At 75.7% G+C, this 22,758-nt stretch carries 19 protein-coding genes, 1 tRNA gene and 1 pseudogene; 12 read left to right on the top strand and 9 right to left on the bottom strand.

Annotation, left to right across the window (positions count from 1 at the left end; genetic code table 11):
- Positions 1-129 precede the first annotated feature (129 nt).
- Positions 130-3,024: an ATP-binding protein gene (locus tag ACZ3TI_RS08795; RefSeq protein WP_465724888.1), complete on the bottom strand. Its 2,895-nt coding sequence runs from the start codon at positions 3,022-3,024 to the stop codon at positions 130-132.
- A 156-nt stretch (positions 3,025-3,180) separates the two neighbouring features.
- Here ACZ3TI_RS08795 and ACZ3TI_RS08790 point away from each other — a divergent pair.
- Positions 3,181-3,531 (top strand): annotated as a pseudogene (locus ACZ3TI_RS08790) (VOC family protein); the annotation flags it as partial.
- Positions 3,520-3,987, top strand: a complete 468-nt coding sequence (locus ACZ3TI_RS08785) for a pyridoxamine 5'-phosphate oxidase family protein (RefSeq protein ID WP_465724929.1) — start codon at positions 3,520-3,522, stop codon at positions 3,985-3,987. The pseudogene ACZ3TI_RS08790 and the gene ACZ3TI_RS08785, both read left to right, overlap by 12 nt.
- Before the next feature lie 40 nt (positions 3,988-4,027).
- Here the strand turns inward: ACZ3TI_RS08785 and ACZ3TI_RS08780 are convergent, their stop codons facing one another.
- A complete protein-coding gene (locus tag ACZ3TI_RS08780; protein WP_465724886.1) occupies positions 4,028-4,969 on the bottom strand; it encodes a ribonuclease BN in 942 nt (313 codons plus the stop codon).
- Positions 4,970-5,208: 239 nt separating this feature from the next.
- Here ACZ3TI_RS08780 and ACZ3TI_RS08775 point away from each other — a divergent pair, with 239 nt between their 5' ends.
- The 3 genes from ACZ3TI_RS08775 to ACZ3TI_RS08765 all read left to right on the top strand — a co-directional run bounded on the left by ACZ3TI_RS08775 (position 5,209) and on the right by ACZ3TI_RS08765 (position 7,424).
- Positions 5,209-6,303 (top strand): redoxin domain-containing protein, encoded by a 1,095-nt coding sequence (locus ACZ3TI_RS08775; protein ID WP_465724884.1) that lies wholly within the window; start codon positions 5,209-5,211, stop codon positions 6,301-6,303.
- 55 nt (positions 6,304-6,358) lie between these two features.
- Positions 6,359-6,979 carry a TetR/AcrR family transcriptional regulator gene (locus tag ACZ3TI_RS08770; RefSeq protein ID WP_465724882.1) on the top strand — a complete coding sequence of 207 codons (621 nt, stop codon included), beginning with the start codon at positions 6,359-6,361 and terminating at the stop codon, positions 6,977-6,979.
- 172 nt (positions 6,980-7,151) lie between these two features.
- Entirely contained in the window at positions 7,152-7,424 is a 273-nt protein-coding gene (locus ACZ3TI_RS08765; protein WP_465724880.1) for a hypothetical protein, read from the top strand.
- A 55-nt stretch (positions 7,425-7,479) separates the two neighbouring features.
- On the opposite strand, the gene ACZ3TI_RS08760 is transcribed toward ACZ3TI_RS08765, so the two are convergent.
- Positions 7,480-8,511, bottom strand: coding sequence for a glycosyltransferase family 2 protein (locus tag ACZ3TI_RS08760; RefSeq protein ID WP_465724878.1), 1,032 nt, complete (start codon positions 8,509-8,511; stop codon positions 7,480-7,482).
- A gap of 336 nt (positions 8,512-8,847) precedes the next feature.
- Here ACZ3TI_RS08760 and ACZ3TI_RS08755 point away from each other — a divergent pair, with 336 nt between their 5' ends.
- The 5 genes from ACZ3TI_RS08755 (at position 8,848) to ligA (ending at position 14,415) form a co-directional block, all read left to right on the top strand.
- A complete protein-coding gene (locus ACZ3TI_RS08755) occupies positions 8,848-9,213 on the top strand; it encodes an aromatic-ring hydroxylase C-terminal domain-containing protein (RefSeq protein ID WP_465724876.1) in 366 nt (121 codons plus the stop codon).
- A gap of 68 nt (positions 9,214-9,281) precedes the next feature.
- The gene (gene murJ / locus ACZ3TI_RS08750) at positions 9,282-10,925 is read left to right on the top strand and encodes a murein biosynthesis integral membrane protein MurJ (RefSeq protein ID WP_465724874.1); all 1,644 of its coding nucleotides are present in this window, start codon (positions 9,282-9,284) and stop codon (positions 10,923-10,925) included.
- Between the two features lie 61 nt (positions 10,926-10,986).
- A complete protein-coding gene (locus tag ACZ3TI_RS08745; RefSeq protein ID WP_465724872.1) occupies positions 10,987-11,805 on the top strand; it encodes a methyltransferase domain-containing protein in 819 nt (272 codons plus the stop codon).
- A gap of 137 nt (positions 11,806-11,942) precedes the next feature.
- A complete protein-coding gene (locus ACZ3TI_RS08740; RefSeq protein WP_465724927.1) occupies positions 11,943-12,134 on the top strand; it encodes a hypothetical protein in 192 nt (63 codons plus the stop codon).
- A gap of 220 nt (positions 12,135-12,354) precedes the next feature.
- Entirely contained in the window at positions 12,355-14,415 is a 2,061-nt protein-coding gene (gene ligA, locus ACZ3TI_RS08735) for an NAD-dependent DNA ligase LigA (RefSeq protein WP_465724925.1), read from the top strand.
- Positions 14,416-14,579: 164 nt separating this feature from the next.
- Here the strand turns inward: ligA and ACZ3TI_RS08730 are convergent, their stop codons facing one another.
- From ACZ3TI_RS08730 to ACZ3TI_RS08715, 4 genes are all read right to left on the bottom strand, one after another.
- The gene (locus tag ACZ3TI_RS08730) at positions 14,580-16,001 is read right to left on the bottom strand and encodes a phytoene desaturase family protein (RefSeq protein ID WP_465724870.1); all 1,422 of its coding nucleotides are present in this window, start codon (positions 15,999-16,001) and stop codon (positions 14,580-14,582) included.
- Positions 16,002-16,131: 130 nt separating this feature from the next.
- Complete coding sequence (locus tag ACZ3TI_RS08725) at positions 16,132-16,386, bottom strand: hypothetical protein (protein WP_465724868.1); 255 nt, start codon at positions 16,384-16,386, stop codon at positions 16,132-16,134.
- A gap of 138 nt (positions 16,387-16,524) precedes the next feature.
- On the bottom strand, positions 16,525-17,817 hold the full coding sequence (locus tag ACZ3TI_RS08720) for an MFS transporter (RefSeq protein WP_465724866.1): 1,293 nt from the start codon (positions 17,815-17,817) through the stop codon (positions 16,525-16,527).
- On the bottom strand, positions 17,814-19,139 hold the full coding sequence (locus tag ACZ3TI_RS08715; RefSeq protein ID WP_465724864.1) for an aminotransferase class V-fold PLP-dependent enzyme: 1,326 nt from the start codon (positions 19,137-19,139) through the stop codon (positions 17,814-17,816). The genes ACZ3TI_RS08720 and ACZ3TI_RS08715 overlap by 4 nt, the downstream gene beginning before the upstream one ends.
- Here ACZ3TI_RS08715 and ACZ3TI_RS08710 point away from each other — a divergent pair.
- Complete coding sequence (locus ACZ3TI_RS08710) at positions 19,138-20,535, top strand: aminotransferase-like domain-containing protein (RefSeq protein ID WP_465724862.1); 1,398 nt, start codon at positions 19,138-19,140, stop codon at positions 20,533-20,535. The genes ACZ3TI_RS08715 and ACZ3TI_RS08710 overlap by 2 nt on opposite strands.
- Before the next feature lie 67 nt (positions 20,536-20,602).
- Here ACZ3TI_RS08710 and ACZ3TI_RS08705 read toward each other — a convergent pair.
- A tRNA-Glu gene (locus ACZ3TI_RS08705) sits at positions 20,603-20,671 on the bottom strand.
- A gap of 181 nt (positions 20,672-20,852) precedes the next feature.
- Between ACZ3TI_RS08705 and ACZ3TI_RS08700 the strand changes: the two genes are divergently transcribed.
- The gene (locus tag ACZ3TI_RS08700) at positions 20,853-21,917 is read left to right on the top strand and encodes an AraC family transcriptional regulator (protein ID WP_465724860.1); all 1,065 of its coding nucleotides are present in this window, start codon (positions 20,853-20,855) and stop codon (positions 21,915-21,917) included.
- Between the two features lie 242 nt (positions 21,918-22,159).
- On the opposite strand, the gene ACZ3TI_RS08695 is transcribed toward ACZ3TI_RS08700, so the two are convergent.
- A complete protein-coding gene (locus ACZ3TI_RS08695) occupies positions 22,160-22,726 on the bottom strand; it encodes a C40 family peptidase (protein WP_465724858.1) in 567 nt (188 codons plus the stop codon).
- Between the last annotated feature and the right edge of the window lie 32 nt (positions 22,727-22,758).

Here is a 22,758-nt window from a genome sequence, read left to right as displayed (position 1 = left end):
AGATCGAACCACGCGGCCCCATCGAGGCCGAAGCAGCCCGCCGCCTCGCCGACGACCTCAAGAACGAGTAGTCAGCCAGTTACCCGACACTTTCTGAGCCCCGGGCCCCTCCGGCGGCTATCCGGCCGGCTACCCGGCCGGCGGGGCGAGGCCGAGGTCGGCGAGCGCCGCCCGGCCCGCGGCGCGGTGGCCGTCGTCGGCGAGCAGGAGGGTGCGCGCCGCCTGGTAGGGGCAGCCGGCCGTCTCGAAGTCCGCCGCGACGGCGGGCAGTCGGGCCCGGTCGCCGTCCAGCAGGGCCTGCGCCCGGTCGAGTTGGGCGGTGGCGATGGGGTTGCCGTCGACCACGGTACGGGCCCCGGCGATGCGCTCGCGGGCGTCCGGGTGTCCGGCGAGCACCGACGCCTCCGCCCGCAGCGCGACGTACCAGTGCAGCCAGACCCAGCAGACCCATTTCCACACCTGGTCCGGCTCCGGGGCCAGCCGGTCCAGGGCGGCCTGCGCGTCCCCGTGGTGGAGCAGGACCACGGCGTCGAAGACCGCGCCGTGGCCGTGGCGGTGGTCCAGGACCGGGCCGGCCAGGTCCGCGGTCCGCAGCCAGGCGGCCCGGGCGTCGTGGTCCCCGCGCAGTCCGTGGACCATCGCGACCGACGCGGCGGCCGGACCGAGGACGAACGACCGCGGCCGGCCGCCGCGTTCCCACGCCTCGAGGAACCTCGTGCCGCCCGCGAGCACCGCGTCGGCGCGGCCGGCGAACGCCTCGGTGACCATCAGCCAGGACGTGGCGTGGTGGCCGGCCTCGGCGAGCAGCGGGTGCTCGGCGAGCTGTCCGGACCACCGGCGGGCCTGTGCCAGCCGCCCCACGCCGAGGGCGTTTCCGGCAGCCATGGCGAGGGCGTCGACCAGCTCGTTCGTCCCGGCCGGGGTGCGCGGCGCGGTGGCCAGGAGGTCGATCCGGCGCGTGGCCGCGGCCGCGGCCCCGAACGGCTCGCCCGCCCAGCTGCGGGCACCGGAGAGCGCGTCGAGGGCGGCGGACTCGGCGACCGGGTCCCCCGTCAGCCGGGCGAGTTCGACGGCGCGCTCGGCGTATCCGAGCGTCTCGTGCGCGGTGTTGTCCGCGTCGCCCTGGACGGCACCGTAGGCGTCCGCGAGGACCGCCGCCTCCGCCAGGGCGACGGCCGCCCGCGCGGCCGGGTCCGCCGTGCCGGACAGCTCCCGCGCCTGCGCGAGCAGGGCGTTCACCTCCTGCGCGCCGGGGATCCGGGCGAAGGTGCTGGAGAAGCGGTACGCGACGGTGGCGGCGGCCGCCAGGTCGCGGCCGGCTCCGGCGGTGTCGCCGGCCCGGCGGGCCGCCTCGGCGGCGGTGCGGTGCAGGCGGAACATGTCCTCGCCGCGCCTGCGGCACCCGGCGACCCCGGCGGCCTGGCGCAGTGCCGCGGCGGCGGTGTCGGCGGCGGCGGCGGAGGCGGAGGCGGAGGCGGAGGAGGCGGAGGCGGAGGCGGAGGCGGAGGAGGCAGTGTCGGCGAGCGCCGCGGCCTGTTCGAAGCGCTGCTGCGACTCGCCGAGCAGGTTGGCGTCGAAGGCCAGCTCGGCCAGGGCCAGCGCGAGGCGGTGGGCCCGGGCTCGCTGCTCGGGCCGCTCGGCGGCCCAGGCGAGGGCGGCCCGCAGGTCCTCCGCCAGCGCGTCGAACCGGGCGCGCCGGTCCGGGGCGTCCGGACGGCCCTGGGCGTCATGGCACGTCAGGGGGTCACGGCCCGTCAGGGCTGCCGCGCCGGCCAGGCACCACACCAGGTGCCGGGAGCGGACCTCGGCCGACTCGCCGGCCCCGTCGAGCTGCTCCGCGCCATACTGCCGGATGGTCTCCAGCGCCTGGTACCGGGTGCCCGCCGCGGACTGCGCCACCGTCAGCAGGCTCTGCTCGGCGAGCCGGCCCAGCCCGTCGGCGACCGCGGCCGGGTCCAGCGGGGCGAACCCGGCGACCTCGGCCGCCGCCTGCGCGGTGAACGGCACGACGAACGCCGACACCCGCCGCAGCAGCACCCGGTCCCGGGGCTCCAGCAGCTCGTGGCTCCAGTCCAGCACCGCGCGCACCGACCGGTGCCGGCCGTCGGCGCGGGGGCCTCCGGCCAGGATCCGCAGCTGGTCGGCGAGGCCGGCCTCGAGGCCGTCCAGACCGAGCGTGGACCAGCGCGCCGCCGCCAGTTCGATCGCCAGCGCCATGCCGTCGAGCCGCTCGCACAGCGCCGCGACCTCGCCGAGCACCGCCGGGTCCGGCGTCAGGCCGACCGCGGCCGCCCGCGCCAGGAACAGCGCCACCGCATCCGAGTCGCCGCCGCCGACCCGCGACAGCGGCGGAACCGGGACGACCCACTCGAAGGGCACCATCAGCCGGGCCCGGCTCGTCGCGAGCACCCGTACCCGCGGGCAGGCGGTGAGCAGCCGCTCCACGAACGGTGCCACCCCGTCCCGCACCTGCTCGCAGTTGTCCAGCACCAGCAGCGCCTCGCGGTCCGCCAGCGCGGCCACCACCGCGTCGTCGACGCTGCGGCCGGGCTGCTCGCCCACGCCCACGGCCGCCGCCACCGCCGCGCCCACCCGCTGCGGGTCGGTCACCGGGACCAGGTCGACGAACCACACCCCGTCGGCGAAGTCCCCGCCCGACTCCCCCGCCACCGCCAGCGCGAGCCGCGTCTTGCCCACCCCGCCCGGACCGACCGCGGTCACCTGCCGGTGGGAGCGCACCGCCTGCGCCAACTCCCCGCGCTCGCGCGCCCGTCCGACGAACGCCGTCAGCGGCGCAGGGAGGGCGGGCGCCGGACGCGGCCGCCGGGCGGCGGCGAGCTCGCCCGAGCGCCGGGCCAGCGCCCGCCGGTCCGGCAGCTCCAACTTGCGCAGCAGCGAGGAGACATGGGACTCGACGGTGCGCACCGAGATGAACAGCTGCGCGGCGATCTCCGCGTTGCTGAGGTGCTCGCCGAGCAGCGCGAGCACGTCGCTTTCCCGAGCCGAGATCGATGGAGATGACACCGGCTCATTATCCGTACGGGCCAGGCTCCTCCGTACCGGGTTCCGTGGTCGGCACGGAGGCGGTGCGCACCGCTGCCGGGCGAGCCTGTGACCGCGGCGATCGGGCGGCGGCGTGAAGCCCCGGGACCGATCGCGCACGACGAGAGGAGTGACCCCATGACCGGCTCCGCCACCCTCGGGATCAGGACCGTCCTGCACCCGGTGTCCGACCTGGCGACGGCCAAGGCCGTGTACGCGGCCCTGCTCGGTGTCCCGCCGCGCACCGACGAGCCGTACTACGTCGGTTTCGAGGACGGGGACGTGCACCTCGGGCTGCTGCCGGCGGGCGGGCCGCAGGGCCTGACCGCGCCGCTGGCCCACTGGCACGTGCCGGACATCGAGGCCAGGGTGGCCGAGGTGACCGCCGCGGGCGCCACCGTGAAGGAGCCCGTGCACGACGTGGGCGGCGGCCGGCTGGTGGCCACCCTGGTCGACCCGGACGGCAACCTGATCGGCCTGCTGCAGGAGCCATCGGACACCGGAGCCCGCCCCCGCGCCGAGCGCCGGCGCGACACCGAGCGCCGGCTCGCCGGGGACGTCGACCTCTGGCTGGCCAGCGCCTCGCCGGACGGCGCCCCGTACCTGGTACCGCTGTCCTTCGACTGGGACGGCGAGGCGCTGCTGGTGGCCACCCCCGCGGACAGCCCGACCGGCCGCAACCTGGCCGCCGGCCGCACCGCCCGACTGGCCCTGGGCCACACCCGCGACGTCACCGTGGTCGACGGCGAGGTGGAGGTCCTCGCGATGGACGCGCTGCCGCGGCAGCGGGGCGACCGGTTCGCCGCGCGCACCGGCTTCGACCCGCGCGAACTCGCCACCCCCTACCGCTGGTTCCGCATCACCCCGCGCCGCGTCCAGGCCTGGCGCGAGGCGGACGAGCTGGCCGGCCGCGAGCTGATGCGCAACGGCCGCTGGCTGGCCTGACGCCCGCCCGGGCCGCTCGCCCACCCTCCCGGGGCCCGGGCTACCGGGCCCGGCGCAGCCTGCGCAGCGCCGCCCGGAAGGACATGCCGCGCTCGTGCCACATCATGCCTGCGGACGCGCCCAGGATGATCACCACGCCGATCGCGATGAAGAACGACATGAGGGCGAACACCACCCCGATCGGCCCGTACTCCTGCTCGTTGCCGACGACCATGTCGGAGAAGGTGAAGTGGAAGACCACCAGCATCCCGGTCCAGAATGCGCCGGTGGCGACCGCGCACGGCATCAGCCGGCGCCAGGCGATGCGCCCGGCCAGCAGGAACCACATCGTGAACCACCAGAAGCCGACGCACCCGACGACGGCGGTGATCCACCACAGCACCGGCAGGTTCGCGTGGAACGGGCGCCCCGCCAGGGTGCCCAGCGCGATCCAGCCCATGATCGCGGCCAGCCAGACCAGCGCCCGCAGCCGGTCCCAGGCGTGCGCGGGCAGCTGGAACACCCGTTGGTACAGCTGCTGGATCGAGCCGGCGGTGGCCAGGCCCCCCAGGACGAAGAAGACCCAGGACAGGCCGGTGACCGCCGCGGACGTGGTCGAGGAGGAGGCGAACAGGTGGCCCACGTCGGCGGAGGCCTGCGGGCTCAGGCCCAGCCGCCGCGTCATCCCGGACACCGCCGACCGCCCGGCCAGGGCGGAGACCACCAGCAGGAACGGGACGGCGCACAGCAGCAGCGTGGCGGCCAGCAGGATGGCCTGGCTGAGGAAGTCCACCGCGTCCAGCCGGCCCCACAGGTGCTCGGCCCAGGAGCCGGAGTACCGCGCCTGGCCCCACTCGGCCGCCTGCCGGGCCCGCCGCACGCCCGCGCTCCCGGGCACCGCCTTCCTGCCCGGCCGGCCCTCCGTCGCCGCCGGGGGCCCGCCCCCGCGCCCGTCGCCGTGCTCGCCCTCCGGGTTTCCCGGTGTCCTGTCCCTCGCGCGCATGATGCATCCTCCGACGACCGCGCGGATCCGTGACCGGCCGGGACCCGTCACGCGGTGGCGGCACGCGGGCCCGCAGCCGCGGTCCTGTATTCACCGTCGCACGGCCGCCCCCGCCGTGCCCTGGCGCGCGGGGGTCGTGCCCGGGCGCCCCGAGGCCGCGCGGAAGGGGGTTGCCAAGCCGCGAATAACACTGTTATTTTTCAGTCACAGCGTTATTCCGCGATCCGCAGGGGGACATCGTGAGCAGCATCGAGCTGACCGTTCTGGACGACCACGCCGAGACCGTCGTGACGGCGGAACTGGTGGCGGAACCGGCAGCGGAAGCGACGGGGGAGCCGGGGGCCGGGCCGCGGGTGTGGCTCGGGGCGGCGGAGGTCGAGCGGGCGCTCGGGTTCACGCGCAAGCCGCAGGGCTGGTGCCGGGGGGACGTGTGCGTTCCGGCCGCGGTGGTGGCCGGGCTGGAGAAGGACGGCGGGCAGACGCTCGAACTGACGGGCTTCGCCCGGCTGTTGGGGCGCCCGGTGGTGGTGGAGCCGCAGGCGCGGGTGGTGGCGGTCGGGGCGTCGGCCGCCGAGCGCTCGGCGGCGCTGGCGGCCGGCGAGGCGCCCGACTTCACGCTGCCGGACGTCCACGGGGTCGGGCACTCGCTGAGCGAACTGCGCGGGCGGAAAGTCGCGTTGGTGTTCTGGGCCTCCTGGTGCGGCTGCCGCTACGACCTGCCGGAGTGGGAGCGCCAGCACGCGGCGCTGGCCGCCGAGGGGTTCTCGGTGCTGAGCGTCGCCGTGGACCGCCGGATCGAGGACGCGGCGCCGTGGATCGCCGAGGCCGCGCCCACCCACCCCGCGCTGGTCGACGTCGACGGGCGGGTCGCCGACCTCTACCAGCTGCTCAACGTCCCGACCGTGGTCTGGATCGACGAGCAGGGCCGGATCGTGCGCCCGAACGACACCCAGTTCGCCACCGACCTCTTCCGCTCCATGAGCGGGCTCGACTCCGCGAAGGCGCTCGGCGCCCTGCGCCGCTGGGTGACCACCGACGACACCGGCCTGCACCCGGACGCGGTCGCCGAGCTGACCCGCCCCGCCGACCCCGGGCAGCAGCACGCCCGCACCCGGGCCGCGCTGGCACTGTGGCTGCTGCGCCACGGCCACCGGCAGGCGGCGCAGCGGCACTTCGCGGCAGCCGCGGAACTCTCCCCGCAGGACGTGACGAGCTGGCGCAGCGCGATGCCGCTGCTCGGCGTGGACCCGATGGGCGAGGAGTACTTCGCCCGCCGCACGGCCCTGGAGGAGGCCGGCGTGCCGATCTACCGGCCGCTGCCGGACTGGCAGTAGGGGCGGGTGCCGGAGGAGTCGATCGACGGGGAACGGATACCGGAGAATCATGCCCATGCCCGCCACCTCCCCCACCGGCGTCTTCGCCCGGGCCCAGGCCCGGGGCGAGGCCGCCCTGCGCACCGCCATGCTCGACACCGCCGCCGGACTGCTGGCCGCCGAGGGCCCGGCCGCGCTCAGCATGCGCCGCCTGGCCACCGCCGCCGACTGCTCGACCACCGTCCTGTACCGGCTGTTCGGCTCCAAGGACGGCATCACGGCGGCCCTCTACCGCGAGGGCTTCGCCCGGCTGCGCCGTCGGCTGGACGCCGTGCCGGACGGCGGCGACCCGGCCGAGTACCTGGCCGCCCTCGGGCGCGCCTACCGGGCCAACGCCCTGGAGGAGCCCAACTTCTACAGCGTCATGTTCGGCGAGGCCGTGCCCGGCTTCATCCCGGACGAGGAGGCCCGCGCGGCCGCCGCGGCCAGCCTGGACGTGCTGCGCGAGGCGGCCCGCGGCTGCGTCCGGGCCGGCGTGCTGCGGGCGGACGCCGACGTCGACGAGGTCACCGACGTCCTGTGGGCGACGGCCCACGGGGTGATCAGCCTGGAACGCGGCGGCCACTTCCCGGAGGGGCTGGGCGAGCAGCGGTTCCGTACCGCGACCGGGGCCGCGGTGTCGCTCTTCCTGCCCTGAGCACGGCGGCTCGCCGGGGCGGCGCTTCGCGGGGCCGGCCTCCTCCGGGCCTCGGCGACCACGGCAGCCCCGCCGTGACCGAGGTGCCCGAGCGCCGCCGCGTCCCGGGCGGGGAGCCCCTGACGGGCAGCCGCGGTGACCGCCACCGGTCCGGGCGCGCGAGAATGGGCGCGTGACCGACAGCCAGCTCCCCCGGGGCATCACCGCCCTGATCCCCAGCGCCCCCGCCGCGGCCACGCCCGGCGAGCGGGCGGCGTCGCAGCTCCTCCACCTGCGGACGACGGAGGTGCCCCTCCCGCTCCTGGCCGCGGCCGCGGAGCTGATCACCCCGCAGCTGGAGAGCGCGGACCCGGTCACCCGCGAGGCCGCCGCCGACGTCCGCACCCGTCTGCTCGCCGCCCTCGACGGCGCCGCCCCGCGCACCGCCCGACCGGGCACGGGCTGAGGCCGACGGGCACGGGCCGAGGCCGACGCCACCACCGCCGCCGCCCGCCCCGGGCTCAGCCCCGGGCGGCGGCCTGGCGGGTGCGGCGGGCGAGGCGGTGCAGACGCTGGACGGCGACGAAGCGGTGCATCCGATCGGCCAGCGTCAGGCGGTACTTGAGCCGCAGCTGGCTGCTCAGCCCGGCCAGCCGCTCGGGGCCGATGGCCCGCAGCAGCCGGCTGACGTGCTGCTGGTAGGCCTCGCGGTAGGCCCGGTCGCCGTCGGGGACGGACCAGAAGAACATCGGGATCTCCTCGACCAGGCAGTTGTGGTCGTAGGCGCGCAGGTGTTCGGCGAACACCGGCTCGGGGCGGGCGAGCAGCCACTGCCGGACCAGTTCCATCGAGCGGACCCGGTCGACCAGGCCGCGCGGGTCGGTCTTCTTCTGGGTGATGGACAGGTCGCCGTCCTCGCGCACCCGCCAGTGGTAGATCGGCTCGGCGAGCACGTCGACCCGCTCGGCGAGGAAGTGGTGGGGCACGCTGACCGGGGCGTCCTCGTACAGGATGCCCTCGGGGTAGCGGACGCCCGCGGCGTCGAAGAAGGAGCGCCGGTAGACCTTGTTCCAGGCGGTGCGGTCGGTGACCAGGGCGGGCAGTTCGCTGACGTGGGTGCGCAGCCGGGTCTCGCGGAAGGCGCGGCGGTGGCCGTGCGAGGGGGTGAGGCCGGTGGTGCGCAGGCGCAGTGCATTGCCGGTGACGAAGTCGGATCCGGTCTCGTCCAGCGTGCTGATCATCAGCTGGTAGGCGTGCGGCGGCAGGGTGTCGTCGCTGTCGACGAAGGCCAGGTACTCGGTGCCGGGGGCGAGGTGGCGCCAGCCGGTGTTGCGGGCGGCGCCGAGGCCCTTGTTCTCCTGCTGAACCAGCCGGAAGCGCGGGTCCCGCTCGGTGTACGCCTTGGCGATGACGGGGCCGTCGTCGGTCGAGCCGTCGTCGACCAGGACGCATTCGAAGTCCTCGAAGGTCTGGGCCGCGATCGAGTCGAGGCATTCCCGCAGGTAGCGCTCGACGTTGTAGATCGGGACGACGACGGACAGGCGGGGGGCCATCGGGCGGCCTTTCGCTCAGGAGCGGACGGTCCGGGCGGGCCGGACGGGTACGCACCGCCGACGGCCGGTCACCGGCAGTGGCCCGAATGTAGGGACCGCACAAGGCTCTTGGGTTAACGGGGGATGATGTGGAAGCTGCGGATCAGTGGAGCAGGCGTGCCCGCTGTCAACCGTCCGCAAACACCCTTTCCCGGACGGGGGGACCTGCCCGCCGGCCCCTGACGCCAGGCCCTGACGCCGGGCCCGCCGCCCTCCCCCGCGGCCGCCGGGCGGGACAGGGTCGCGCACGGGCTGGAGGGCGGTCGCGCGCCCGAACTGCGGCACATCCAGCAGGTGTTGGACCGGCTGTCACCGCGGCCCGCGACCGCCTCCGCCCTGCGCTGGTCCTCGGTGGCCCTGGGCGCCGGTGGGCGGGTGGATGTGCCGACCCTGCACGCCTGCGCGGCCGCCGCCCACGCCGCCGCCCACGGCCTGCTCGACGTGTACGCCGTCCTCGCCCCGGACTCCGACGGCTCCCCCGCCGCCGAGGGCCTGCGCCTGCCCGCCGTCCGCGACACCGCCGCCGCCTTCCGCACCGCCTACCGGCCCGACGACGGCGAGGCCCTCCTCGTCCGCCCCGACGGCTACCTCGCCGCCCGCCTGCCCGCCACCGACCCCGCCCGCCTGGTCGCCCACCTGCGCCGCACCTTCGCCCCGACCTGACCGACCGGCGGGCCCGGAACCCTGGCGACGGTTCGTCAACTACCGGCCGGGGACGTAGATTTCCGATCATGATCGAGGGGACGACACAGAAACGGGGCCGCCACGCGGCCCGCGCACGCGGCCCGATACGTCCGTCCGTCCTGATGGCGGCGGGGACGGTGGTCTCGCGGCTCACCGGGCTGATCCGGCAGGTGCTCCAGGCCGCCGCGCTGGGCACCGGGCTGCTGGCCACCACCTACAACCAGGCCAACACCGTGCCCACCAGCCTGTACTTCCTGCTGATCGGCGGCGCGCTCAACTCCGTCCTGGTACCGCAGCTGGTCCGGGCACGCGCCGAACACCCCGACGGCGGCACCGCGTTCGAGCAGCGGCTGGTCACCCTGGTGCTGTGCGTCCTGGCCGCCGGGACCGCCCTGGCGGTGTGGGCCGCCCCGGACGTCATCCGCCTCTACCAGGACGACACCCCCGACACGCACGCCGCGTTCGAGCTGACGGTCGTCTTCGCCCGCTACCTGCTCCCGCAGATCTTCTTCTACGGCCTCTTCGGCATCTTCGGCCAGGTCCTCAACGCCCGGGACCGGTTCGGGGCGATGATGTGGACCCCGGTCCTGAACAACCTTGTCCTCATCGCCATGTTCGGCCTCTACCTCGGCCTGCTGAACGCCCCCGACACGGTCTCCGCCGCCACCCCCGAGCAGGTCACCCTGCTCGGCGCCGGCACCACCCTCGCACTGGCCCTGCAAGCGCTGTCCCTCGTCCCGTACGCCCGCGCCGCCGGCTTCCGGCTGCGCCCGCGCTTCGACTGGCGCGGCACCGGCCTGCGCGGGAGCGTCAGCGCCGCCCGCTGGACCCTGCTGTTCGTGCTCACCAACCTCGCGGCCGGCACGCTCGTCACCCGCCTCGCCTCCGCCGCCGACACCGCGCTGCCCCAGGACGGCGTCGGCTACACCGCCTACAGCTACGCCCAGCAGATCTGGACGATGCCGCAGGCCGTCGTCACGGTCACCCTGGTCACCGCGCTCCTGCCTCGCATGAGCCGGGCCGTCCTCGACCACCGCATCGCCGACCTGCGCGCCGACCTGTCGCGCGCGCTGCGCACCAGCGGCGTCGTCATCGTCCCGGCCGCGTTCGCCTTCCTCGCCTTCGGCCCCGAGATCGCCCGGCTCCTGTTCGCCCACGGCACCGCCGGAGCCGCCGCCGTCCTGCCCCTGGGACACATGCTCCAGGCCTTCGGGCTCGGCCTCATCCCCTTCTCCGCCCAGTACCTGCTGCTGCGCGGCTTCTATGCCTTCGACGACACCCGCACCCCCTTCCGCCTCGCGCTGTGGATCGGCGCGACGAACGTCGCCCTGGCCCTCGCCTGCCACCTGCTGCTCCCGCCCCGCTGGGCGGTCACCGGCATGGCGGGCGCGTACGCGCTGTCCTACGGCGTGGGCCTGCTGCTGACGGCGCTGCGGCTGCGGCGGCGCACCGGGGGGCTGCTGGACGGACGGCGGATCTGCCGCACCTACGGCAGGCTGACCGCGGCCGCGGCGCTCGCGGGGGCGGCCGGGTGGCTCGTCGCCCGCGGTCTGCCCGGCGGGTCGGCGTCCGCCCTGCGCGGCACGCTCCTGCCGTTGGCGGCGGGCGGTCTCACCATGGCGCTGCTGTTCGTCCTGCTCGCCCGGCTGCTACGCGTCGGCGAGCTGCGCGCCCTGCCCGGCCTGCGCTGAGGGCTCCCCGGGTGGGGCGCTGCGGTGTCGGTGTCAGGGCGGGCGGCGCATATTGGGCGCCATGAGCGAGCCCCGTCCCACCTCGGCCTTCCACCGGGCCAACGCCGACCCCGCGCTCACCGAGCGGCTGACCGCCGTCCTGGACGTCCAGGCGGCCAATGCCGGGGTGCGGCGGCTGCGCGCGTGGGCGCACGCGCGCCTGGCCGCGCGCCCCGGTGAGCGGGCGCTGGACGTCGGCTGCGGCACCGGCTCGGAGACCCTGGTGCTCGCGGCGGCGGTCGCCCCGGGCGGCGCCGCGACCGGCATCGAGCCGCACCCGGGCCTGCGCGCCGTCGCCGAGCGGCGCGGCGCCGACGCGGGCAGTGCGGCCCGGTTCCTGGACGGCGACGCGCTCGCGCTGCCGTTGCCCGACGCCGCGGTGGACGTGGTCTGGTGCGAGCGCGTCCTGCAGCACCTGGACGACCCGGCGCGGGCCGTCGCCGAGATCGCCCGGGTGCTGCGCCCGGGCGGCCGGGTCGCCCTGCTCGACACCGACTGGGCCACCTTCGTCCTGCACCCGGCCGCCCCGGAGGTCCGCCCCGCGCTGGCCGCCGTCACCCGGGGCACCGCCGCCACCCCCGACGCCGGACGCCGCCTGCCGGGCTGGCTGGCCGCGGCGGGCCTGAGCGTCGACGAGCTCGGCTCCGGCGTCCTGATGCACGACCCCCGCACCCTGGACCGGCCGGTCGTCCGCGGGCTCGCCACCGCCGCCGTCGACCAGGGCCTGATCACCGAGGAGCAGCTCGACCGGTTCCTCGCCGACCTCGAGGCCGCCGCCGAGCGGGGCGCCCTGCACCTGTCGGTGACGATCTTCGCCGCCGTCGCCCACCGGCCCCGCTGACCGCCCCGGGGCGCCTATTCACCCGGACGGAGTAACTTGGTCGTACTCCACCCACCATGGCCCGGCTGACGGAACGACCATCGAAGGACCGTGCGTACGGGCCACCAGGCAATGAGGTGATGGACATGCGCGAACCGATGAACGAGGGCGGCGTGCCGGAGTCGGCATCCGGAATGCAGCGGCAGCTCTTCAGCGGGGGTGAACGCCCCTTCGACCCCGAGGACCTCGTGATGGCGACGGGCCGCGACGTCACCCCCGAGCGCGTCGAATGGGCGCAGCGACAGATCGACGAGAAGGGCGCCGCCGCACTGGAGCGCTACCTCCCCTGAGCACAGGCGGGCCGGCAGCGGGCCGAGACGGGCCCGGGGCAGCCGCAGGCTCTCCCCCGGGCAGGCGGAATCGGTGCCGCTGCCGGTGACCGCCCGACCAACGCCGACACCAGCGCCGACACCAGCGCCGACCGACACCGACCGGTGCCGGCGGGTGCGCGGAGCAGCCGGGGCCACCGGCACAGCCGCGGCCGGTCCGTTGTCAGTGCCGGTCGCCATGATGCTGTCCATGAACGACGACGCCGCTCTGCTCACCCCCGGCGACTACGCCGACGCCGTTGCCACCGCCGTCCGGGCGGCCGCCGCCTACTACACCGACGGCGCCACGCCGCTCGGTGACGACGAGTACGACGCCCTGCTGCGCGCCGTCGCGGCCTACGAGCAGGCGCACCCGCAGGAGGTGCTGCCGGACTCCCCCACCGGGAAGGTCGCCGGCGGCGCGGTCGGCGGCGACGTGCCGCACAGCGAGCCGATGCTGTCGCTGGACAACGTCTTCTCGGCCGAGGAGCTCGCGGACTGGGCGGCCGGGCTGGAGCGCCGTCTGGGCCGACCGGTGGCCGCCTGGTGCGTCGAGCCCAAGCTGGACGGCCTGGCGGTGGCCGCGCGCTACCGCGCCGGGCGCCTGCACCAGCTGGTCACCCGCGGCGACGGCCTGGCCGGCGAGGACATCAGCCACGCCGCCGACGCCGTCCTGGGCCTGCCCGCCGTGCTCGCCGAGCCCGTCGACATCGAGCTGCGCGGCGAAGTCCTGCTCACCCGCGAGCAGTTCGAGCACGCCAACGAGGTGCGCACCGCCCACGGCGCCGGGCCCTTCGCCAACCCGCGCAACGGCGCGGCCGGCACCCTGCGCGCCAAGGACCGCCCGTACCGCATCGAGCTGACCTTCTTCGGCTACTCCGCCGTGGGCGCCGACGACCTCGACCACGCCGCCCTGCTGGAGCGCCTGGCCGCCCTGGGCGCCAACACCGCCGCCTCCACCGCCGCCCGCCCGCTGCGCTGCGCCACGCTGGAGGAGGCCCAGCAGCGGGTCGGGGAGATCTCCATGCTCCGCTCCGAGCTGCCGTTCGGCATCGACGGCGTCGTGGTCAAGGCCGACTCCTCGGCGGACCAGCGCGACGCCGGCTCCGGCTCCCGCGCGCCGCGCTGGGCGGTGGCCCGCAAGCTCGCCGCCGAGCACAAGGTCACCCGCCTGCTGGACGTGGAGTGGAACGTCGGGCGCACCGGCATCATCGCCCCGCGCGCCGTCCTGGAGCCGGTCGTCATCGACGGCGTCACCGTCACCTACGCCACGCTCCACAACCCCGCCGACATCACCCGGCGCGGTCTGATGATCGGCGACCGGGTCTTCGTCTACCGGGCGGGCGACGTCATACCGCGCGTCGAGGCGCCGCTGGTGGAGGAGCGCACCGGCGAGGAGCGGGCGATCGCGTTCCCCGAGGCCTGTCCGCGCTGCGGCGACGCCATCGACACCGGCGAGCAGCGCTGGCGCTGCGTGCGCGGGCGCAACTGCCAGGCCGTCGCCTCGGTCGTCTACGCGGCCGGCCGCGACCAGCTCGACATCGAGGGCCTGGGCGGCACCCGCGCCGTCCAGCTCGTCGAGGCCGGCCTGGTCGCCGACCTCGCCGACCTGTTCACCCTCACCCGCGAGCAGCTCCTGGGCCTGGAGCGGATGGGCGAGACCAGCACCGACAACCTGCTCGCCGCGATCGCCACCGCCCGCACCCGCCCGCTCAACCGGGTCTTCTGCGCGCTGGGCGTGCGCGGCACCGGGCGCACCATGTCGCGCCGGATCGCCGCCCACTTCGGCTCGATGGCCGCGATCCGCGCCGCCGACGCCGACACCCTGGCCGCGGTGGACGGCATCGGCCCGGAGAAGGCCCGCGTCATCGCCGCCGAACTCGCCGAGCTCGCACCGCTGTTGGACCGCCTCGCCGCCCAGGGCGTGGGCACCGCCGTCACCGCCCCGCAGGCACCCGCCGAAGGCCCGGCGCAGGACGGCGCGCGGGAGGGCGCGCAGGGCGCCGGCCCGCTCACGGGCGAGGCCGTCGTCGTCACCGGCAGCATGACCGGCCCGCTCGCCGCCCTGTCCCGCAACGAGATGAACGAGCTCGTCGAGCGCGCCGGCGGCAAGGCCTCCTCCTCCGTCTCCAAGCGCACCACCCTCCTGGTGGCCGGCGAGAAGGCCGGCTCCAAGCGCGCCAAGGCCGAGGAGCTCGGCATCCGCATCCTCACCCCCGACGCCTTCGCCGCCCTCGTCGCCGACCACCTGCCCCAGGGCTGACCCCGTACGGCCCCGGCGAGCCCTTCGCGGGCTCGCCGGTCGGTCATGTGTGCGCTGCTCTCCTGGGCACGGGGGAGTCGGACATGTGACGACTCGTCACATTACGTGCGCCACCCGGACTGACTCCACTGCCTTTCCGTAGGCGTACCAGACCCCGGGTGCGGTCACCGCTTCGCCAGCCACCTCAGGGCCGACTGCGCCGCGTGGAAGCCGGCCATCCCGTGCACCCCCGCGCCGGGCGGGGTGGCGGCGGAGCACAGGTACACGCCGGGCACGCCGGTCGCGTAGGGGTCCGGTGCGGGGCGGGGGCGCAGGACGAGCTGGCGCATCGTGTTGGCTCCGCCGGTGATGTCGCCGCCGACCTGGTTGGCGTTGTCGGAGCGCATCTGCGCCACGGTGCGGACGGACCGGGCGCGGATGCGGGTCCGGAAACCGGGGGCGAAGCGTTCGATCTGGTCCAGGACGGGCTCGGTCGCGTCGCCCGGGTAGCCGTGCGGGACGTGGGCGTACGCGTAGACCGGGTGGAGGTCCCCGGCGGAGCGGGACGGGTCGGCCAGGTACTGCTGGCCGACGAGGACGAAGGGGCGGCGGGGCATCCGGCCGCGGAAGGTCGCCTCCTCGGCGGCGGCGACCTCCTCGAAGGTCCCGCCGAGGTGGACGGTGCCCGCGGTCCGGCAGTGCTCGTTGGTCCACGGGATGCCGCCCTCGACCGCGAGGTCCACCTTGAAGGCCGCGGGGCCGTAGCGGTAGCGGCGGTAGGCGCGGGCGGTGCGGCGCGGCAGGCGCTCGCCCAGGATCCGGGCGGCGGCGTGCGGGCCGGTGTCGAGCAGGACGAGGTCGGGGCGGTCGAGCCCGTCGAGGTCGAGGACCTCCGTCCCGGTCTCGACGGTGCCGCCGAGGCGTGCCAGCAGCCGCGCCATCGCGGTGGTGATCGCCTGCGAGCCGCCCTGCGCCACCGGCCACCCGTGGGCGTGGCCGACGGCGACCAGCATCAGGCCGATGGCGCTGCTGAACGGGGTGCGCAGCGAGCTGAAGGCGTGGGCGGCCGCTCCGCCGAACAGGGCCCGGGCCTGCTCACCGCTCCACCTGCGGGCCGTCCAGGAGGCGGGCGGCAGGGCCTGGGCGCCGAAGTCGGCGAGGGCGAGCGGCGCGGCGGGCACGTGCGGTACGGGGCGCAGGACGTCGGGCGCGAGCTGGTCGAAGCGGCGCGAGAGCCGGCCGAACACGCGCCGCCACGTCCTGCCGTCGGCGGGCGGCAGGAGGTCGGCCGTGCGGTCCACGTCGCGCCACAGCACCCCGGCGGCTCCCGAGTCCAGGGGGTGGGCCAGCTCCGCCTGGGCCCAGAGCCACCGCAGGCCGTAGTCCTCCAGGCCCAGTGTCCGCAGGAACGGCGAGGCGACGCCGGTGGGGTGGAAGGCGGAGCAGTCGTCGTGGATCAGCCCGGGCAGCGTGCGCTCGCCGGACCGGGTGCCGCCGCCGATCGTCTCCCGCGCCTCCAGCACCCGTACGCTTACGCCCTCCTGGGCGAGGCGGATCGCTGCGGCGAGCCCGTTCGGCCCGCTGCCGACCACCACGGCCGTCGCCATACCGTCAGTCCCCCTCCCGCCGGGTCGCCGGACGGCGAACGGGCCGGCCCACCCGGCACCCGGGCCCAGCTTAGACACCGCACGCCGCACTACGGCCTCGGCGCACGCCGCCGGGCGTCGGACTCCGCGGTCAGCACATGACGTCGGCGTTCTCCCAGTGCCGGTCGAAGTACTCCTTGAAGTACTTCGCCGCTTCCGGGCCCTCCAGCCGCATGCCGGACACCCGGGGGCCGACGGTGAAGGCCAGGAAGACCGCGCGGTCGTCCATGATCGCCATGCTCATCAGGTCCGCCCGGATGGACCAGGGCACGTCCCTGATCTCGTAGCGGGTCAGGTCCCGGGTCTCGGCGCGGTGGCGCGCGGTCCAGTCAACCTGCTGGCGCACCTGCGGGCCGTCGAGGAGGACTTCGTCTGCGCTCTGCTGGCCGACTGAGGCCCGCGAGAGGCCGGCCGAGGCCCCCGAAAGGCGGCTGAGTTCCCCGAAAGGCCGGGGCGCGAGCGCCCCGGCCCCGGGGGGGCCGGTTCAGGGGCCCGTCGGCAGGCTGCGCAGCCGGCTGACCGGCGAGAGCACCAGCGCGACGACGACGGCCGCGGAGCCGATCGCGGCCGCCGTCAGGGCGCCCCGGGCGCCGAGGGCGCCGGTGAGCAGCCCGGCCGACAGCCCGCCGAGGGCGCCGCCGCCGAACAGCAGGGTCCGGAAGGCCGCGGTCATCCGGCCCATCATCGACTGCGGGGTGACGGCCTGGCGGAGGCTGACGATGACGACCCCGGCGACGCCGAGGCCCAGGTAGCTGGTGAAGAAGGACAGGACGAACAGCGCGAGCATGACCGGCCGCGGCCCGGCGGCGGCGGGGATCAGGCTCGGGCCGAGCAGCAGGGCGCTCTGGGCGGTCAGGTAGACCCGGCCGAGCGGGAAGCGGGCGATGACCCGCCGTGAGACGAGGGCGCCGATCAGGCCGCCGACGGAGGCCGTCGCGAAGACACCGCCGAGGGCGGTCGAGCCGAGGTGCAGGTCGTGGGTGCCGTAGAGCAGGAACATCGTCCACACCGTGATCATGGAGAAGTTGCAGCAGAACCCGATCAGGGCGAGGGCCCGCAGCACCCTGTCCCGCAGGACCCAACCGAGGCCGTCGCGCAGTTCGCGCCACAGGTGCCGTTCGGCCGCCGGTTCGGGGCGCGGTTCCGGTGTGCGGATCAGCAGCAGCGACAGGACGGACACGGCGTAGGAGCAGGCGTCGACGACTAGGGCCACCGGGGCGCCGAGCGCCGACACCAGGACGCCCGCGAGCCCGGGCCCGGCCACGTCGGCGGCGGAGGAGCTGGCGCCCATCTTCGCGCTCGCCTCGACGTAGTGCTCGCGGCTCTTCACCAGCACCGGGACGTAGGACATCCAGCTCACGTCGAACACCACCGAGGCGATGCCGACCGTGCAGGCGATCGCCATCAGCACCGGCAGGGTGAGCGCGTGCCACCAGTACAGCAGCGGGACGAGGGCGAGCAGGAGCAGCCGTACCAGGTTGGCGGCGAGCATGACCGGCCGGCGCCGGGCCCGGTCGGTCCACACGCCGATGAGCAGGGCGAGCCCGAGGTAGGGGACGAGCTGCAGGAAGCGCAGCAGGCCGACCTGTTCGTCGCTCGCGCCGAAGGCGCTGATGGCGGTCAGCGGGAGCGCGAGGTTGGTGACCTGGGTGCCGAGCAGGGAGACGGTCTCGCCCAGCCAGAACCGCAGGAAGTCCGCGTTGCGCCACAGGCCCTGTGGCGGCGGGGCTTGGGTGGCGGCGGGCGCGAGCGTCGGGGAGGGGGAGGTCTCGGTCACCGGGCGCTCCCGGGCAGTGCGGCGAGTTCGGCGACGGCCGCGGCCACCGCGTCGACCTCGTCCTCGGTGTTGTAGTAGTGCGGCGACAGCCGCAGGCACCACTCCACCTCCTTGTCGGCGAAGTCGTACTGGGCGAACTCCCGGTAGCTGAGTGCGGAGTTGACGCTGCGGGCGTCCAGGGCGGCCTTGAAGGGCTGCGCCTGCCAGCCCTCGATGGCGAAGGTGACCAGCGCGGCCGGGGCGGGCCCCCCGTCGAGGGTCCGCACGCCGGGGACGGCGGCGAGCTGCTCGCGCAGCCGTGCGGCCAGGGCCGGGGTGCGCCGGGCGACGGCCTGCGGTCCGACGCGCAGCGCGTAGCGGACGGCGGCGGCGCAGCCGAGCACGGTGGCGTACGGGAACTCCCACTCCTCGAAGCGGGCGGCGGTGTCGACCGGGCGGTAGTAGCCGGGGGCGACCCAGCGGGCGCCGTGCATGTCGATGTGCAGGGGTTCGTAGCCGGCCGCGAGCGCGCGGTCGGAGACGTACAGGAAGCCGGAGCCGCGCGGGCCGCGCAGGAATTTGCGGCAGGTGGCGGTGAGCAGGTCGCAGCCGATCTCCTGGACGTCGACGGGGTACTGGCCGACCGACTGGCAGGCGTCGACGAGGTAGAGCAGGTCGAGTTCGCGGCAGTGGCGGCCGATCTCGGCGACCGGCTGGACCAGCCCGGAGTTGGTGGGCACGTGGGTGGCGGCGACCAGGCGCGGGCGGTGGGTGCGCATCAGTGCGGCCATGGCGTCGACGTCGACGCCGCTGCCGTCGGGGTGGTCGGGGGCGTGCACGATCTTCACGCCGTGGCGCCGGCGCAGGGAGAGGAAGGCGATCTGGTTGGAGACGAAGTCGTTGCGGGTGGTGAGGATGGTGTCGCCGGGGCGGAAGTCGATCGCGGACAGGGCCTTGGTGTAGGCGTGGGTCGCGCTGGCGGCGAAGGCGATGTTGCCGGGGCGGGTGTGGAGGAGGTCGGCGAGCGAGGCGTGGAAGTCGGCGATCTCGGCGGTGCGGGCGGCGTGGGCCTCGTAGCCGCCGATGGCCGCTTCCAGGTGCAGGTGGTCGAGCATCGCCTGGAGCACCGGACGGGCCATCAGTCCGCAGCCGGCGTTGTTGAAGTGGATCACCGTCTCGCACCCGGGGGTGTCGGCCCGCAGGGCGGCGATGTCGAGGAGCGGTCCCGGACCGTCCGCGTCGGGGAGCTGTCGTGCACCGTCGGGGCCGGACAGTGGTTGCGCACCGTCAGTTCCGGGGAGCGGTTCCGGACTTCCGGCGAAAGCGCTATTGTCATCCTTCATGTCTGACGGTAGCAGTATCGAGACCCTGGTGGCGATCCTCCGCACCGAGGTCGCCCGCCTGTCCCCCGGCGACCGCCTGCCCAGCAGCCGGGACCTGATCGCCCGTCACGGCGTCGGCCCGGTCACGGTCTCCCGCTCCATCGCCCTGCTGGCCGCCGAGGGAGCGGTCGTCACCCGCCCCGGCAGCGGCACGTACGTCGCCGCCCGCCTGCCGCGCCCCGCCGGCGGCGAGCCGGACACCTCCTGGCAGTCCGTCGCCCTGGCCGGCCGTCACGTCCCGCCGGAAGCACCCGACGAGCAGCCCGAGCGCCTGCCGGCCGGCACCGTCGCGCTGTCCGGCGGGTACCTGCACGAGAGCCTCCAGCCCACCCGGCTGCTCGGCGGCGCCCTGGCCCGCGCGGCCCGCCGCCCGGACGCCTGGCACCGCGCCCCTGCGGCTGGCCTGTCGACGCTGCGCACGCTCTTCGCCCGGCAGGCCGGCGGCGAGGTCGGCCCCGAGGACGTCCTGGTCACCGGCGGCGGGCAGGGGGCGCTGTCCATGCTGTTCCGCGCCCTCGCCGCACCGGGCGACCCGGTCCTCGTCGAGTCGCCGACCTACCCCGGCGCCCTCGCCACCGCCCGCTCCGCCGGGCTGCGGCCCGTCCCCGTCCCGATGGACGACCGGGGGCTGCGCCCCGACCTGCTCGCCGACGCCTTCGCCATGACCGGCGCCCGCCTGCTCTACTGCCAGCCCACCTTCCACAACCCCACCGGCACCGTCCTCGCCCCCGAACGGCGCCGCCAGGTCGTCGACGTGGCGCGCGCCGCCGGGGCCTTCCTCGTCGAGGACGACTTCGCCCGCCTGCTCGGCCACGGCCGGCCGGTGCCGCGCCCGCTGGTCGCCGACGACCGCGACGGCACCGTCGTCCACCTCGGCTCGCTGACCAAGCCCGCCTCGCCCAGCCTGCGCATCGGCGCCGTCATCGCCCGCGGCCCGGTGATGCGCCGGCTGCTCGGGATGCGGCGCGTCGACGACTTCTTCATCGCCCGCCCGCTGCAGGAGGCGGCCGTCGAACTGCTCAGCACCCCCGCCTGGGACCGCCACCTGCGCACCCTCGCCGGCGCGCTGCAGCAGCGCTGCGCCGTACTGGCCGACGCACTGGCCCGCGAACTGCCCGACTGGACCCTCCACCGCATCCCGCAGGGCGGCCTGCACCTGTGGCTGCGGCTGCCCGACCACCTCACCGAGACGGCCGTCACCAGCGCCGCCCCAGCCCACCGGGTGACCGTCAACCCCGGCCGGCCCCACTTCCCCGCCGAGGCGCCCGCCGCCCACCTGCGCCTCGGCTTCGCCGCCGCGGCCGAGCCCGCCGAACTCGCCGAAGCCGCCGCCCGCCTGGCCGCCGCCACCCGCTGACCGTCCGAGGGGCCCGGGAACGCGACAGGGGCGGAAGTCGAAAACGACTTCCGCCCCTGTCCTTCGGAGCGCCGGGCCCGAATCGAACGAACCCCTCCCGCTGAAAGCGGGCGTGCTACCGCTGCACCACCGACGCATGTCCGGCGGTTCTCCGACCGCTTCCGCGATCTTGTCCCGCCGACGAGGAAGAAGTTACCAGCACATGATCGGAAGAGGAAAATCGGCGGTCCGCCGCCTCCCCGGCCGCCACCCCCGTACTCGCCGCACCGTCACCGCCCCCTTACGCTCTGGCAAGTCGCGCAGGAGGGAGCGGGAGCGTGAACGCGAGGGCGGCGAGTGTGTTCCGGGGCGAGGACGTGCCCGCGAGGGAACGGTTCGAATGCTGGCGGGAGCTGGTCGGGCGGACCCGGGACAGCGAGATGACCAGTGCTCACGCCGACGACTTCGAGGCGGAGATGCGACGCCTGGAGCTGGGGCCGGTGACCCTCCTCAGATCGTCCTTCCCGCCCGCGCGGTTCCGGCGCACCGCCGCCATGGTGCGCCGCTCGGACCCGGAGGTGTACCACCTGACCATGGTGCTCGACGGGGGCCTGTCGCTGAAGCGCGACGACCGCGACCCGACCGCCGTCTTCCGCCCGGGCGAGCTGTACGTGCTCGACAGCTCGCAGCCGTACGACGTACGGGGCCTCGGCGTGCGCGCCGCCGACCGGGCGCAGCGCCGGGTCGAGGCCGTCGGCCTCGACTTCCCCACCGCCCTGCTGCCGCTGCCGCCGCAGCGCCTGCGCGCCCTGCTGGGCCGGGGGTTCTCCGGGCGGGAGGGCACCAGCGCGCTGCTCGCGGACTTCCTGGTCGGCCTGGACCGGCAGGCCGCCCTCCTCGGGCCGGCCGAAGCGCCCCGGCTGGGGACGGTCGCGGTCGACCTGGTGGCCGCCTGGCTGGCCCGGGAGCTCGACGCCGAGGCCGCGCTGCCGGACGACGCCCGCCGGCGCGCCATCGTGGAGAACGTCCGCGCCTTCATCCGGCGCAACCTCCACGACCCCGGGCTCACCCCGGCCGTGGTCGCCGCCGCCCACCACATCTCCGTCAGCTACCTGCACCGCCTGTTCACCCAGCACTCGCAGGGCGAGACGGTCGCCGCGTGGATCCGCGCGCGGCGGCTGGAGAAGGCCCACCGCGACCTCGCCGACCCCGCGCTGCGCGCCCTGCCGCTGCACGCCCTCGCCGCCCGCTGCGGCATCCCCCGCCCCTCCGACTTCAGCCGCGCCTTCCGGGCCGCGTACGGGCTCGCGCCCAGCGAGCACCGCCGCCTGGCGCTGTCCGGGCCCACCGGCATCGGGCCCGCCGGCATCGGGCCCGCCGGCATCGGGCGCGCCGGGCAGTAGACGCAGCGCCAAGGGACCGTCGACGCTGTGCCAACACGGCCGGGCCGCGCCCTGGCATCCTCGGTGAACACCGAAGGCCCGGCACGCCACGGGGGAGCGTGCCGGGCCGCATGTGACGGCGGATACGCTCCGCGCCGCCCGGGGTGGCGGGCTCCCTCACACCCCACCGCCGGGCGGCACGCCGGCACGCCGCGGGCCCCGGACGGTCGACCGTCCGGGGCCCCTCCCCCTTCGGCGGCGGGTCAGTCGGCCAGGTTGACCGGGCGGTAGGCGTGGTAGCCGTCGCCGTCCTTGAGGCCGTAGCTGTGCGAGGTGTGCCGGGTGCCGACGTGGCCGGCCTGCTCGTAGGCCCGGTAGGAGCGCTTGCCGCTGTCCCAGCCGTCGAAGATGACGACGTGGCGGTGGTTCGGGTCGTTGCTGTTGGCCTTGATGACCAGGTCGCCCTGGCGCAGCTCGGACATCTTGATGGGCTTGGTCCAGCCGTCGTTCTTCAGCGCGACGGTGTTCGGGGCCGGCTTGGGCAGGCCGAGCGCCATCGAGGCGTAGCCGGAGCAGTCCTGACGGTAGCCGTCCTTCCAGGTCTTGTGCTGGCTGTACGGGACGGGCTTGCCGGCGTCGGCGGTCAGCCAGAGCCCGGCCCGGCGGATCTCCTCGGCGCGGGTGATCTTCGGCGCGGCGGCCCGCAGGTCCTGCGCCTCGGCGACGGTGCCGGCGCCGGTCGCGGCGACGGCGGGCGCGGTGAGGGTGAGCGAGCCGAGCAGGGCGGTGGCGGCGAGGGCGGGGACGGTCCAGCGGCGGATGCGGTTCATGACGGTGGGTCCTTTCCTGAGGAACGTGCGGT

This window comes from Kitasatospora sp. NPDC023120, from assembly GCF_055560835.1.
This window is presented reverse-complemented; position numbering and strand designations above follow the sequence as displayed.

Bases quoted from the DNA above. Each gene is read 5' to 3' on its own strand.
- ACZ3TI_RS08780 (WP_465724886.1), bottom strand. From the start codon at position 4,969: ATGCGCGCGAGGGACAGGACACCGGGAAACCCGGAGGGCGAGCACGGC.
- ACZ3TI_RS08770 (WP_465724882.1), top strand. From the start codon at position 6,359: ATGCCCGCCACCTCCCCCACCGGCGTCTTCGCCCGGGCCCAGGCCCGG.
- ACZ3TI_RS08760 (WP_465724878.1), bottom strand. From the start codon at position 8,511: ATGGCCCCCCGCCTGTCCGTCGTCGTCCCGATCTACAACGTCGAGCGC.
- murJ (WP_465724874.1), top strand. From the start codon at position 9,282: ATGATCGAGGGGACGACACAGAAACGGGGCCGCCACGCGGCCCGCGCA.
- ACZ3TI_RS08745 (WP_465724872.1), top strand. From the start codon at position 10,987: ATGAGCGAGCCCCGTCCCACCTCGGCCTTCCACCGGGCCAACGCCGAC.
- ACZ3TI_RS08740 (WP_465724927.1), top strand. From the start codon at position 11,943: ATGAACGAGGGCGGCGTGCCGGAGTCGGCATCCGGAATGCAGCGGCAG.
- ligA (WP_465724925.1), top strand. From the start codon at position 12,355: ATGCTGTCCATGAACGACGACGCCGCTCTGCTCACCCCCGGCGACTAC.
- ACZ3TI_RS08730 (WP_465724870.1), bottom strand. From the start codon at position 16,001: ATGGCGACGGCCGTGGTGGTCGGCAGCGGGCCGAACGGGCTCGCCGCA.
- ACZ3TI_RS08710 (WP_465724862.1), top strand. From the start codon at position 19,138: ATGTCTGACGGTAGCAGTATCGAGACCCTGGTGGCGATCCTCCGCACC.
- ACZ3TI_RS08715 (WP_465724864.1), bottom strand. From the start codon at position 19,139: ATGAAGGATGACAATAGCGCTTTCGCCGGAAGTCCGGAACCGCTCCCC.
- ACZ3TI_RS08695 (WP_465724858.1), bottom strand. From the start codon at position 22,726: ATGAACCGCATCCGCCGCTGGACCGTCCCCGCCCTCGCCGCCACCGCC.